Origin of the sequence: uncultured Capnocytophaga sp. (assembly GCF_963525585.1) — a bacterium.
In the GTDB taxonomy this organism is placed as follows: Bacteria; Bacteroidota; Bacteroidia; order Flavobacteriales; family Flavobacteriaceae; genus Capnocytophaga.
The window spans coordinates 1-13,998 of the sequence record NZ_CAURLX010000028.1 but is presented as its reverse complement, the minus strand read 5'-3'; the positions used below and the strand labels follow the sequence as shown (position 1 = coordinate 13,998).

11 protein-coding genes are annotated in these 13,998 nt (G+C 35.4%); 9 read left to right on the top strand and 2 right to left on the bottom strand.

Annotated elements, in window-relative coordinates:
- The first annotated feature begins 365 nt into the window (after positions 1-365).
- The 9 genes from pgk (at position 366) to RYK20_RS07415 (ending at position 11,863) form a co-directional block, all read left to right on the top strand.
- Complete coding sequence (gene pgk / locus RYK20_RS07455; RefSeq protein ID WP_314894956.1) at positions 366-1,553, top strand: phosphoglycerate kinase; 1,188 nt, start codon at positions 366-368, stop codon at positions 1,551-1,553.
- Between the two features lie 194 nt (positions 1,554-1,747).
- On the top strand, positions 1,748-2,614 hold the full coding sequence (locus tag RYK20_RS07450) for a DUF58 domain-containing protein (RefSeq protein ID WP_297978113.1): 867 nt from the start codon (positions 1,748-1,750) through the stop codon (positions 2,612-2,614).
- A 2-nt stretch (positions 2,615-2,616) separates the two neighbouring features.
- Positions 2,617-4,227, top strand: a complete 1,611-nt coding sequence (locus tag RYK20_RS07445) for a BatD family protein (protein ID WP_314894955.1) — start codon at positions 2,617-2,619, stop codon at positions 4,225-4,227.
- Positions 4,228-4,242: 15 nt separating this feature from the next.
- Positions 4,243-4,827 carry a non-canonical purine NTP diphosphatase gene (locus tag RYK20_RS07440; protein WP_311457169.1) on the top strand — a complete coding sequence of 195 codons (585 nt, stop codon included), beginning with the start codon at positions 4,243-4,245 and terminating at the stop codon, positions 4,825-4,827.
- A 46-nt stretch (positions 4,828-4,873) separates the two neighbouring features.
- Positions 4,874-6,997, top strand: a complete 2,124-nt coding sequence (locus RYK20_RS07435; protein WP_314894954.1) for a Tex family protein — start codon at positions 4,874-4,876, stop codon at positions 6,995-6,997.
- Positions 6,998-7,038: 41 nt separating this feature from the next.
- On the top strand, positions 7,039-8,322 hold the full coding sequence (locus tag RYK20_RS07430) for a hypothetical protein (RefSeq protein WP_314894953.1): 1,284 nt from the start codon (positions 7,039-7,041) through the stop codon (positions 8,320-8,322).
- A gap of 92 nt (positions 8,323-8,414) precedes the next feature.
- Positions 8,415-9,122, top strand: coding sequence for a TerB family tellurite resistance protein (locus RYK20_RS07425; protein ID WP_311457164.1), 708 nt, complete (start codon positions 8,415-8,417; stop codon positions 9,120-9,122).
- Positions 9,123-9,164: 42 nt separating this feature from the next.
- Positions 9,165-11,225 (top strand): S9 family peptidase, encoded by a 2,061-nt coding sequence (locus tag RYK20_RS07420; protein WP_314894952.1) that lies wholly within the window; start codon positions 9,165-9,167, stop codon positions 11,223-11,225.
- Positions 11,226-11,242: 17 nt separating this feature from the next.
- On the top strand, positions 11,243-11,863 hold the full coding sequence (locus tag RYK20_RS07415; RefSeq protein ID WP_311457166.1) for a hypothetical protein: 621 nt from the start codon (positions 11,243-11,245) through the stop codon (positions 11,861-11,863).
- 48 nt (positions 11,864-11,911) lie between these two features.
- Here the strand turns inward: RYK20_RS07415 and RYK20_RS07410 are convergent, their stop codons facing one another.
- Both RYK20_RS07410 and RYK20_RS07405 read right to left on the bottom strand, forming a co-directional pair.
- Positions 11,912-12,718 carry a M48 family metallopeptidase gene (locus RYK20_RS07410; RefSeq protein ID WP_297980039.1) on the bottom strand — a complete coding sequence of 269 codons (807 nt, stop codon included), beginning with the start codon at positions 12,716-12,718 and terminating at the stop codon, positions 11,912-11,914.
- 186 nt (positions 12,719-12,904) lie between these two features.
- Positions 12,905-13,998, bottom strand: a 1,094-nt coding sequence (locus RYK20_RS07405) for an efflux RND transporter permease subunit (RefSeq protein ID WP_314894951.1), incomplete at its 5' end; no start/stop codon positions are given.

The following is a 13,998-nucleotide window of genomic DNA, read 5'->3' as shown; positions in this document are numbered from 1 at the left end:
AAGGATAGCTTCCTTTAAAGTATTAAATTCATTTGCTTTTATATAGCCTAATTCTTTTTCTTTATATTTTGCAGGAAAATCTTTAAAAGGAAGATTTTTATAATAGAAATTTTCTGTAAAGCTCTCTCTGCTTTCAGGAGCTACGGCTACACTATTGCTAGAGTTATTACTACTACTATTTTCACAACTGCTAAGGAATCACATTCCTAATACAAAAAACATTATTTTTTTCATTTCTGTTATTTTTAATCTGGTGCAAAGATACAATAAAAAATGAAAAATAAATATTATATATTGTATATTTGAGGAAAAAAACCTATATTTGCACAAACATAGAACATAAATTGCGATTAAATATATCATATATGAAGACCATCAATGATATCTCTTGCAAAGGCAAGAAAGTATTGGTACGTGTGGATTTCAATGTACCTGTTAATGAACAATTTGAAATCACTGACACCACACGTATTGAGGCAGCTAAGCCTACTATTTTGAAAATTATAAAGGATGGAGGAAGTGCTATTCTCCTTTCTCACTTTGGGCGTCCTAAAGGAAAGGATGATAAGTATTCTTTTGCTCACTTGGTAAAGCAAATAGGTCAAGTACTTGGCGTGCCTACTCACTTTGCCCCTGATTGTATAGGGGAAGTAGCAGAGAATACCGCTAAAAACCTACCTGCTGGCGAGGTGCTTTTATTGGAAAACGTACGCTTCTATCCTGAAGAGGAAAAAGGTGATGAGGCTTTCGCAAGTAAGCTCGCTAAGCTCGGTGATATCTATGTGAATGATGCTTTTGGTACAGCTCATAGGGCTCACGCTTCCACTACTATTTTGGCTAAGTTCTTCCCTCAGGATAAGTATTTTGGTTACCTCCTTGCCAAAGAAATTGAAAGTATTGATAAGGTGATGAAAACAGGAGAAAAACCTGTAACAGCTATCTTAGGAGGTTCTAAAGTATCGTCTAAGATTACGATCATAGAAAATATTTTGGACAAAATAGACCATCTTATCATTGGTGGTGGTATGGCTTTTACTTTTATCAAAGCACAAGGCGGGCAGATAGGAAATTCTATCTGCGAAGATGATAAGTTAGATTTGGCTTTGGAAATTCTTAAGAAAGCCAAAGAAAAAAATGTACAAGTACATCTCCCTGTAGATGTAGTGGCGGCTAATGACTTCAATAACAATGCTCCTACTCAGCTGGTGGCTATCGACCAAATTCCTAATGGCTGGCAAGGCTTGGATGCTGGAGAAAAATCTTTAGAAAACTTTAAGAAAGTAATCCTCGAATCCAAAACTATCCTTTGGAATGGTCCAGTAGGTGTGTTTGAAATGCCTAACTTTGCCAAGGGAACCATTGCAGTAGGCGAATTTGTAGCTGAAGCAACAGCAAAAGGAGCCTTCTCTTTAGTAGGAGGTGGTGATTCGGTGGCTGCTGTGAAGCAATTTGGCTTTGAGGACAAGGTGAGCTATGTGTCCACTGGAGGTGGAGCTATGTTGGAAAGTCTGGAAGGAAAAATTCTCCCCGGAATTAAGGCTATCAATGACTAATCATAAATCATACCAAATGTAAGGGCGAATGAAGATTCGCCCTTCCTTTTTATAAAAAAATATAAATATAAAATAAAATTCTTAATTGAATAATAAATTATAATCTACAGAGAAAAAAGATTCTATTTTAGAAAAACTTTTAGAAAAAGTATTGTAGCTTTGCATTATATTTGTAGGATAATTATCATTATAAGGTGGATACAAAAGAAATTCTGAAAAAGGTGAAAAAAATAGAAATAAAAACCAAAAAATTAAGTGATAATATTTTTGGAGGAGAATATCATTCTGCTTTTAAGGGGCGTGGGATGACCTTTAGCGAAGTGCGTCCTTACCAATATGGAGATGATATTCGTAATATAGACTGGAATGTAACGGCTCGTTATAATGAAACTTATGTTAAAGTATTTGAGGAAGAGCGAGAGCTGACCCTAATGCTCTTGGTGGATGTTAGTGGGAGTGAGTTATTTGGTTCTTTGCAACAGTTTAAAAATGAAGTTGTTACGGAAATAGCTGCTACTTTGGCTTTTGCTGCCTTACAGAATAATGATAAAACAGGGCTAATTCTTTTCTCTGACCAAATAGAACTATATATTCCTCCTAAGAAAGGTAAGTATCACATCCTACGTATTATACGAGAGCTTATAGAATTCCAACCCAAGAATAAGCAGACTAATATCGCCAATGCGCTAGAGTTTCTTAATAAGGTAACAAAAAAGAAAACGATAGCTTTTCTACTCTCTGATTTTATAGGAGAAGGATATCAAAAGCCTCTACAGATAACCGCCCGAAGGCACGACCTTACAGGGATACGCCTATACGACCCAAGGGAAGCAAGCTTACCCAATGTGGGAGTTATCCTAGCTAAAGATGCAGAAACAGGAGAAGTTATTTACATAGATACAACTTCTAGTAGGGTTCAGAATAAATATGCAGAGGATTATCAACAGAAGGTCTCTACCTTTGAGAGTACTTTTAGGCGTTATGGAGCAGGCGTACTTCATTGCCGTACAGATGAGAGCTACACCCAGAAATTATTAGGATACTTCAAATACAGAGCCTGATTATGAATATAAAATTTAGTTTGTTATTTCCTTGCTTCCTTTCTCTTAGCTCTTATGCTCAGCAAGTAAATATCTCAGCTTCAGCGGATCGTAGTGAGATGAAGATAGGAGAGCAAGTTCGCTATAAAATTACAATAGAAACGGACTCCACAGCACAGGTTATTTTTCCTGATACGTACCAGTTTACGCCTTTTGAGGTAGTAAATGAAATTCCTATAGATACTTTTAGAGAAAGAGAAAAATTTCGATTGATCAAAGAATATAGGCTTACCCAGTTTGATTCAGGACATTACACCCTTCCTCCTCTACGAATTGATGTTAATAAAAGGGCTTATCAGACCGATTCTTTGCGATTTGTAGTGCAAGATGTAGCTATTGATACCCTTAAGCAGCCCTTGTACGAAATAAAACCTGCTATTGAAGTAAAAAAAGTAGAAAAAAAAGGCTATTTAGTATATTGGTTATTAGGGATTATAGCTTTTGTGGCAATATTTTTTGCTGTATATTGGTTTTTTATCAAAAAGAAACCTAGAGAACAAAAAGATGAAATAGCTCTTTTACCTCCCTTTGATAGAGCATTGTTAAAGTTAAAAAATCTTCAAAATTCACGATACCTCATAGAATCCAATCATAAAGAATACTATTCTGTTCTTACAGATATTATTCGGAAGTATCTGGAAGAAGAAATTCATATTTCAGCTACAGAAAGTACAACAGATGAGCTCCTGACTAAGTTACAAGTATTCTTAGACGCTGGTAAGCTACATCTTTCCCTTGATGTGGTTAATCAGTTGAGGAATGTTTTACAAAAGGCTGATTTGGTAAAATTTGCTAAATCAAAACCACAGGACTTTGAAGCTGAAGATGATAGAAAATCTATAGAAACAATATTGGTTAAGACCAATGAGGGAATCCCTGATTCCATTCGAGAGGCGGAAGCAATTTCTAATATATCCGAACAACAGTCCATTGTATTACAGAAAAAAAGAAGGAAAAATATTTTGATTATTTCCTTGGTAACAGCACTATTAATAGCTTTGATAGCGGGAACTTGGTATGCTTTTACTATAGGAAAAGATGAGGAAATCAATATGGAGGATTGGATAACTAGCTCCTACGGCTATCCCCCAGTAACTATTACAACACCTACAGTCCTTAAGCGAGAGAAAGTATCTCATCAATTGGATAGGTTTATCTATCATCATTCAGATAATCCTTTGTCTATAATGCTTATAGCCAATAGTTTAAAAGATTATATGAAAGACCTTGTGCTAAGTGGTCAAATAGATTCTAGCCAAGAAGGGCAAGAAGAAAACTTCGTTAATGAATTGGTTATTAAGATGATAGAAAAAGAATTGGAAAAATATTTTAATGGAGAAAATATTCTTATAAAAGAGGAACCTTATACAACTACTCAAGGAGTGGTGGGGCACAAAGTATTTGGTTCTTTTGTAAGAAAAAACAAACAAGAACAGGAAAGAATGCTTTATCAGAGTTATTTCTTTATCAAAGAGGAAAATCTTTATATGATTCTTTTTGCATATCCAGAGGAAGATAAAGAACACTCAAGCACTTTAACAGAGAAAATAATCTCTACCTTAGTAATTCAATAATATCTGTTAGGAATGATGAAATTAGTATTTGCCACCCATAATAAAAACAAATGGAGAGAGGTACAGAGTATGCTCCCTGAAGGGATTAAGATAATTACACTGGAGGACATAGGCTGTCTTGCAGAAATTCCTGAGACTGCCTCTACTATAGAAGGAAATGCCTTACAGAAAGCTAAGTATATTAAGGAAAAATATGGCTACGATACCTTTGCAGATGATACAGGATTAGAAGTGAAAGCCCTTGGAAATGCTCCAGGGGTATATTCTGCTAGGTATGCAGGAGAAGCAAAGGATAATGAGGCTAATATAGACTTGTTACTAGCAAATATGCAAGGGAAAGAGGACAGAGAGGCACAATTCAAGACTATATTTGCACTCTGTCTGGGAGAAAAATCCTATAGTTTTGAAGGAATTATAAGAGGGCAAATAACCCACCATAGGCAAGGCACAGAAGGATTTGGCTATGATCCTGTATTCCTTCCGGAGAAAGAGGAAAGAACTTTCGCTCAGATGTCTGCTCAAGAGAAGAATCAAATCAGCCATCGAGCAATCGCCCTCCGAAAATTAGTTGATTTTTTAAATAGTGAAGTAGAAAAGTAAAAAATACTTTTTTTACTTTAAATATACTTAATTTTTATAATTTTAGATGACAAATATTCAATTTATTAAGAATAAAACACAACTGAGTGAAAAATCTATTGGAAATACATTGGAATTACTCTCACAAGGTTGTACAATTCCCTTTATTGCGCGTTATCGTAAGGATATTACACAGAATTTGGACGAGGTAGCCATAGAACAAATAGCAAAATTCCAAACAGAATACGAAAATATCTGTAAGCGTAAAGAATCTATTCTTAATAGTATTAATGAACAAGGAAAACTTTCACAAGAATTACAGAAACAAATAGAAGCTTCTTTTGAATTAAATGAGCTAGAGGACTTGTATCTGCCCTATAAGAAACGACGTAAAACGAAAGCTGATATTGCCAAAGAAAAAGGATTGGAACCACTGGCAAAGCAGATAATGGGACAGCGAATAACCAGCTTGGATACTCTTGCTCAGAAGTATCTTTCGGATAAGGTTGCTAGCTTAGAGGAAGCTCTAGAAGGAGCCTCTGATATTATAGCCGAGTGGATCAATGAAAACACATATATAAGGCGTACCTTACGTAAAGTATTTCAGCGTAAAGCACTTATTACCACTGAAGTAGTCAAAGGAAAATCACAAGAAGAAGATTCACAGAAATATGCTCAATATTTTGACTGGAATGAACCGCTTTCTAAAGCTCCTTCTCATCGGGTATTAGCAATTTTACGAGCTGAAAAAGAAGGTTTTATAAAACTTAAAATAGAAGTTGATACTCAAGAAACGATTCCTTTCATAGAACAAACTATTATTAAAAATAACGGAGAAACAGCTGATTTCCTAAAAAAAACAATTAAGGACAGTTATAAAAGACTTTTGGAACCTTCCATTACAAATGAAGCATTACAAGAGGCTAAGAGCAAGGCAGATGCCAAAGCTATTTCGGTATTTTCAGAGAATCTTTCTCAGCTCTTGTTAGCGGCACCTTTAGGGGAAAAGCGTATTTTAGCTATAGATCCTGGGTTTCGGACAGGCTGCAAGGTTGTTTGCTTGAATGAGAGAGGGGATTTACTTCATAATGAGACAATCTTTCCACACGCACCACAATATGAAACTGCAATAGCTACCAAGAAGATACGTTCTTTGGTAGAACAGTATAATATAGAGGCAATAAGTATAGGTAATGGAACAGCCTCTCGAGAAACAGAGAATTTTATCAAGCAGATAGCTTTCAGTTCGCCTGTAGAGGTATTTGTAGTGAGTGAGGCAGGAGCCTCTGTATATTCAGCCTCTAAGATAGCACGGGACGAATTTCCCTCCTATGATGTTACAGTAAGAGGAGCGGTTTCTATAGGTAGGCGTTTGGCGGACCCATTGGCTGAATTGGTAAAAATAGAACCTAAGTCTATAGGAGTGGGGCAATATCAGCACGATGTGAACCAGTCTCTTCTTAAGGAAGAGCTTGATGCTACAGTAATCCGTTGTGTAAATAAGGTGGGAGTGAATCTTAATACTGCCAGTAAGTCTCTCCTGAGCTATGTTTCGGGAATAGGTGAGAAAATGGCAGAAAATATTGTTACCTATCGTTCTGCTAATGGTGCTTTTGCAACCCGAGAAGAACTCAAGAAAGTACCTCGATTAGGGGATAAGGTATATCAGCAGGCGGTTGCTTTCTTAAGAGTACATAACTCCAAGAATGCACTAGATAATTCAGCAGTGCATCCTGAGGCTTATCCTATTATCAAGCAGATGGCAAAGGATTTGGCAATTCCTCTGGACAAATTAATAGGTAATAAAGGAGCTATCCATAGTATTGATATCCAAAAATATATTTCAGCAGAAGCAGGAGAGCTTTACCTAAAAGATGTATTGAAAGAATTAGAAAAACCAGGCTTAGATCCTCGTCAGAGTGCAAAAGTATTTGAGTTTGACCCTAATATTAAGACCTTTGATGATATTCATGAAGGAATGATACTCCCTGGGATTGTTAATAATATAACTGCTTTTGGTTGTTTTGTGGATATAGGAATCAAGGAAAGTGGTTTAGTACATATATCTCAACTTAAGGAAGGATTTGTATCAGAGGTGAATGAAGTGGTGAAGCTCCATCAGCAAGTCCAAGTAAAAGTGATAGAGGTGGATATTCCTCGCAAGCGAATATCCTTAAGTATGATACTTTAGGAGTTTTTTATGACTTTGTCTATTTCAAAAATAATTATAAAATGAGAGTACATATTATATTTGAAGGAGAGCTATTTTTACAGCAATTTATAGGAGAATTATCAGGAAAATATATTTTTTCAGTGAGTGTGAGTTCTTCTAATCCACAGAATCTAGATTATTTTTCTAAAGTGGGTATATCTGATTGTTATCAAGGAACAAATGCAGATAGAATAACTAATGATATACAATCAATTATCGTAGGAAAAACTATAAATAATGATAATCCAGAAGTTCTTAAAGCAAGAGAACTAAATATTCCAATATATTCTTATGGAGAATTTCTCTATAAGGAATGTAAAATGAAAACACGTGTAGTTATAACAGGTCATACTAAGCCTCTTATTACAGCAATGGTACTTCATACAATGGCTTATCATAATAGAAAAGTAGATTATTTTACAGAAACATTAGTGTTGGATAAGTATTGTTCTCTGACTGATAGAGCTGAATTTGTCCTTATAGAAGGGAATCATCAGCAGATGGCATCTACCCAACAGCCTATTTTTCTTGCCTACCAGCCTACTTTGGCTCTTATTGATACGATTGAATCCTCAGAATCAGGAGCTTATCAATCTTTTATAGATACTCTTACTAAAGGAGGAATTCTTATCTATAATCAGCAGGATTCATTACTTTCTTCTTTAGTGGAAAATACTCAAAATCAATTAAGAATGCTTCCTTATATGCAGGAAACCTATGAGATTAATGACCAAACAACTTATCTTATTACCTCAGAGGGAGAGATACCTTTGATGATAATGGGAGGGTTTATGGAGAGCCTCTCTGGAGCAAAATGGATATGCCAAAATATGGGAGTAGATGAGCAAGATTTTTATGAGGCTATTGCTACTTTTGAGGGAGTTAAGAATTATTTGGAAAAGGAGCAACTCTCAGATAATTTTATCCTTATCAAGGACAATGCTCAAAAACCTAAAGAGGTACAATTCTCAATTACAACTGTCAAAGAACAATATCCTACTTATTCCCTTACGGCTTGTATAGAGATACAAGAGGAAATGATTTTGGAGGAGCTTTTATCTTCTTCGAAAGTGTTCAATAAGGCGGATAAGGTAGTTATTTACACACCTTTATCTTCCCAACGGGAAAGAATAAAGGAGGTATTTCCTCATTCCGAAATATACACAGATAAAGATGATTTCCAAAGTTATATATATCAGAAAAATCCTAGAAAGAAAGAAATTTTATTGTTTATGAGTAAGGATTCTTATGCAAATATTGATTTTGGTTTATTTTCTGAAATTATTGCTTCCCAACCAAAATAGATTATAAATAAAAATTTCTGTAAAATTTTAGGAATCTATTTGTGTATAAAAAATAAAATATTTATCTTTGCCCTCAAAAATAATCAGAAGTTATGTTGAAATATTTAGTAATAGGAATTCTTGTTATACTATTAATAGTTTTAGTAAAATACTTTCTCCTTAAAAGAAAGAAAAATCAGGTTAGTTTCAATGGACAAAATGCTCTTGAAGGAGGCTATAACCCTACAGACTTTGAGTTGAACTTACTTTCTCTCTGTGCCCTTGTTATAAAAGCTGATGGAACAAGTCCTACTCAAAAAGAATTAGATTATGTACGTTATAAGTTTGTTTCTCTCTATGGAAAGGAGAAAGCGAATGATATATTTCGTACTTTTAATCAAATAAAACATAGTGAAGTACCTATTACACGTATCTGCTTGTATATCAGGGCTAGAACAAACTATGAAGCTCGCTTATCTATAGTGCACTTTTTGTTTGACATTGCTAGTTTGGACGGTCGAATAAAAGAGGCTGAGCTAGCACTGATAGAACGTATAACTAAGAATCTTAATATTGACCAAGCAGACTTTGAGAGTGTTAAAGCTATGTTCCGTCAAGAAAAAGATGATGACTATACTATACTTGGAGTAAGTAAAGATGCTACAGATGCGGATATTAAGAAAGCTTACCGTGAAATGGTTAAAAAATATCATCCAGACCGTATAGATACAAATGATGTCGCTATCAGGAAAGGAGCTGAAGAGAAATTCAAGCGAATACAAGAGGCTTATGATAGCATACAGAAGCAAAGAGGGTTTTAAAAACCCTTTTTTCTTTTATATTCTCTAAAATAAATAATACAAATGACAAAAAATAAACCGCCGAAAGCACCTAAGAAGGAAAAAATATTAGAAATACATTCAGATAAGCGTGTAGATAATTATTTTTGGCTTAATCAGAGAGATGCTCCTGAGGTATTGGACTATCTAAATGCTGAAAATGATTATTTTCTCTCTCAAACAAAACATACAGAAGCTTTTCAAGAACGTCTTTTTCAAGAAATGAAAGCTCGAATCAAGGAAGATGATGAGTCAGTGCCTTACAAATATAATGGATATTGGTATTATACTCGCTTTGAGAAAGGAAAGGAATATCCTATATATCTTCGTAAAAAAGACCAAGAAGGAGCCGTAGAGGAAATACTCTTTGAGGTTAATGAAATGGCTAAGGGATATAAGTTCTATCAGTTTGCGGAATTTTCTGTAAGTCCTGATAATAAATGGGTTTCATTTTCGATAGATACACGTGGTAGGCGAATGTATTCTCTTTTCATAAAAAATATAGAAACTGGAGAGATACTTTCTACAGAGATAAAAAATACAGATGGAAGTAGCTGCTGGGCAAATGATAATAAAACTATTTTTTATACCAAAATACATTCCCAAACGCTCCGCTCTTATAGAATATATCGTCATCAAATAGGACAAGAACCCAAAAGGGATACTCTTATTTTTGAGGAAAAGGATGATACTTTTAATATAGGTATATTCAAGTCCAAATCTCAAAAATATCTAGTAATTCAGTCAGAGAGTACTCTTTCTTCGGAATACCAGATACTTGATGCCAATACTCCTTTTGAGAAATTTAAAATTTTTCATCCAAGAGAGAGAGGATTGGAATATGATATAGCTCATTATGGTGATTATTTTTATATTATTAATAATTCCGATGAAGCAACAAACTTTAAATTAGACAGAACTCCTGTAGAAAGAACAGAGAAAACTCATTGGGAGAACGTTATTGCACATCGAGAAAATACATTATTGGAAGATATTGAAATTTTTAAGGATTATTTGGTTATTTCAGAACGTTATAATGGGCTTAGTAGAATACGAATGATTACTTGGGATGGACTTCAGGACAAGTATTTGCCTTTTGATAATGAGACTTATACAGCATCAATAGGATTGAATTTGGATTTTGATACAGAGGTTCTTCGTTATACTTATAGTTCTATGACAACTCCTTATTCTGTTATTGACTACAATATGCGGACAGGGGAAAGTGAAGTGAAAAAGGAGCAAGAAATTCTTTCTTCTGACTTTAAAAAAGAAAATTATCAGTCTCATCGCTTATGGGCAACAGCTCCAGATGGTGCACAAATACCTATTTCATTAGTCTATCGAAAAGGAATAGAGTTAGATGGGAAAAATCCTTTATTGCTTTATGGATATGGTTCCTATGGTATCACTATAGATCCTTCTTTTTCTACTACACGGTTGAGCCTATTGGATAGAGGGTTTATTTTTGCTATAGCTCATATTCGGGGAGGAGAATACTTGGGAAGACCTTGGTATGAGCAAGGGAAGTTACTTCAGAAGAAGAATACTTTCTCTGATTTTATAGCCTGTGCAACTCATCTTATTAGGGAAAAGTACACCTCCAGCGAACATCTTTATGCTATAGGAGGTTCTGCGGGGGGGCTTCTGATGGGGGCAGTAATAAATCAAGCTCCAGAGCTTTTCCACGGGATAATAGCAAGTGTTCCCTTTGTAGATGTTGTAACTACAATGTTAGATGATTCAATTCCTCTCACTACAGGAGAATATGATGAATGGGGGAATCCTAATGATCAAGAATATTATAATTATATGAAATCCTACTCACCATATGATAATGTAGAAGCGAAAAACTATCCTAATATATTGGTACTTACCGGATACCACGATTCTCAAGTACAGTATTGGGAACCAGCTAAGTGGGTAGCAAAATTGCGTGAATTAAAGACAGATAATAACAAATTACTATTTTATACTGATATGAGTTCAGGACATAGTGGAGCTTCAGGACGTTATGAATCTTTGAAAGAAATAGCCCGTGAATATACGTTCCTACTGGATTTAGAGAATAGAATAACAGAATAATCTTAAAATAAATTAGTATGAAAAAAATATTATTAGTAATCAGTCTCTTGCTGTTACAGATAGTAAGAGGTCAAGATTTTCTCTCTCAGAAAATAGTAGAACTTGATAAGGCTTATAACAATAAGGAATTACAAACCTTAGCTAATGACTTTGAGAGAATAGCGCTAGCTGAGAAAAATAATTCTTTAGCTCAATATTACACTGCTTACACTTATGTGAGAATAGCTGATCAGGCAAAAGAAAATCTTATTGATTCTTATTGTGATAAAGCAGAGGAATACCTTAAAAAGGCAATTAGTTTGGGTTTTGATTCTTCCGAAACAAATGCTCTATATGCCTATCTGTATAGTGCAAAAGTAAAGGTAAGTCCTATGTTTAGAGGTTCTAAGATGGGAAAGATAAGTAAGGAATATGGCCAAAAAGCAATTAAGGAGAATCCTGCTAATCCACGACCTTATTTAATCCGTGCTATTGGGGTTTATTATACTCCTAAAGTATTTGGAGGAGGAAAAGAAAAGGCTCTTCCTATTTTGGAAGAAGCCTCTGAAAAATTTAAAAATTTTGTACCAAAGACTCCTCAGTATCCTCATTGGGGGCAGGGAATGCTTAATTATCTTCTAGAAGAAGCTAAAAAATAAAAAAATAGAGGTGTTAATACAAGAAACACCTCTATTTTTACATAAAAACTACTTAATAGGACTAGTAGGGAGGGTTACTTCTCCTGGATCTTTCCAAAGTCCGTCCTTTATGGCACGTTTTTTTGCTGCTTCAGCACGTTTTTCACTATCAGGATGTGAGCTCATCATTTTTTGGAAACGGCTTTGTTTATCACCTCCAGAAAGTAGAGCTAATTTCTTAAAAGCTGTATATACTCCTACGACATCATAACCGTGTTTTTTCATAAAGTTATAGGAATATTCATCAGCCTGAGATTCTTGTTTTTTACTATGTTTAGCATCAAGCATAGCATTAGCCATTTCTCCTAATTGGCTTTCACTTAATACTTTTACGGTGTTAGAGGCAGCCGCTCCGGCTTCTTGTAGGGCAGCTCGTGTATAGGCAGCCTTAATAGCATCCTTTGTATCTTCATTCTTTACATGTCCGATTTCGTGCCCAATTATAGCTAAAAGTTCATCATCAGTCATTAAGTCCATTAATGAAGAAAAAACACGTACACTTCCATCAGCACAAGCAAAAGCATTGATATCTGTGACTACATATACTTTATAGTTCAGGTTAAGACCATCTTCACTTTTGTGATTTCCAAACAAACGATTTAAGCGTTTCGTATAGGGACTATTCTTGTCGGCTACAGGGTTGTTAGCATCCATCCAATCTACGGATTCTTTGGAGAGCTTTTGAGCGTCTTCATTACTGAAAGATAGTGCCTGAACACCTTTTGAGGCAGCACTAGTAACTTTTCCTAGGTTAATTTGTGCTTGACTTGTAGCAATGGCTCCAAAACACATTGCGGTTAAAATCATTTTTTTCATTTTAATCTCTTTTTTTAATATGGGGCAAATGTAGCTATTTTATTAATAAACACAATGAATATCTGTTAGTTTATAATTTTGGTAAGAAAATATTTATAAAATTAACGATTTTATAAAAAACAACTTCTGAATCACAAATATTATTCGTGATTCAGAAGTTGTTCTTAGAGAGTTAGTCCTTTGGGATTATATTTCGTGTTCGCCTTTGATTTCTCTGTGTTCGTAGTCAGCAATCATTAGGCGATCATAGTCTACCTTGGTACCCTTGCCAAAACGCTTACCAATATTGTCAAAGATAAGGTATACCAATGGTACCACAATTAGGGTCAAGAACAGTGAGGAGAGCAGCCCCCCGATGATTACAATCGCTAAGGCGTTGTTAATCTCAGCTCCAGCACCAGAGGCTATTGCCAGCGGGATCATACCTGCCACCATAGCAATGGTTGTCATGAGGATCGGACGGAAACGCGCATGGTTGGCTTGTATCAAGGCTGTTACGGTATCTTCGCCTTCCTCCTTACGGTGGTTGGCAAAATCTACAATCATAATCGCATTCTTGGCTACCAACCCGATAAGCATAATAATACCCAAAATGGTAAATATATTCAAGGTCATATTAGCCAATGCTAAGGCAACCAAAGCTCCAATGAAGGAAAGTGGAATAGAGAACAAGACCACAAATGGGCGTGAGAAACTATCATACAGCACCACCATCACCATATATACCAAAAGAATAGCCGCAATAAGGGAAACAAACAAAGTACCAAATCCTTCATTCTGATTCTCTTGGTCTCCTAAGAAAGTGAAATGTACATTGGCAGGCTTTTGTAATTCATCTAGTTTTGCTTTCCATTCCTTAACAATAGTACCTGTAGGGCGTCCTACGGATTGAGCCTGTACGGTTACCGAAGGTGACTTATCATAACGCTCCAATAGGGTAGGTCCTGAGGCGTAGAATATTTTGGCAAACTGGGAGAGCTTTATCTGCTGTCCTGCATTGTTGATAAAGACCATATTCTCTATATTTTCTATAGACTGGCGATGACCTTCTTCAAATAGGATATTGATATCATATTCGGAGTCTCCCGTGCGGAATTTGTTAGAGTCATTTCCGTTGAAAGCCGTACGCATAGTTACTCCTACGGTAGCGATGTTAAGCCCCAGCATAGACATTTTATCACGATCCAACTGTACATTGATCTCAGGGTTACCCGCCTCTGAGGAAAGCTTTATTTCAGTAGCTCCTGGTATCGTTTTGAGCAGTTCTGCTGTTTTTACTG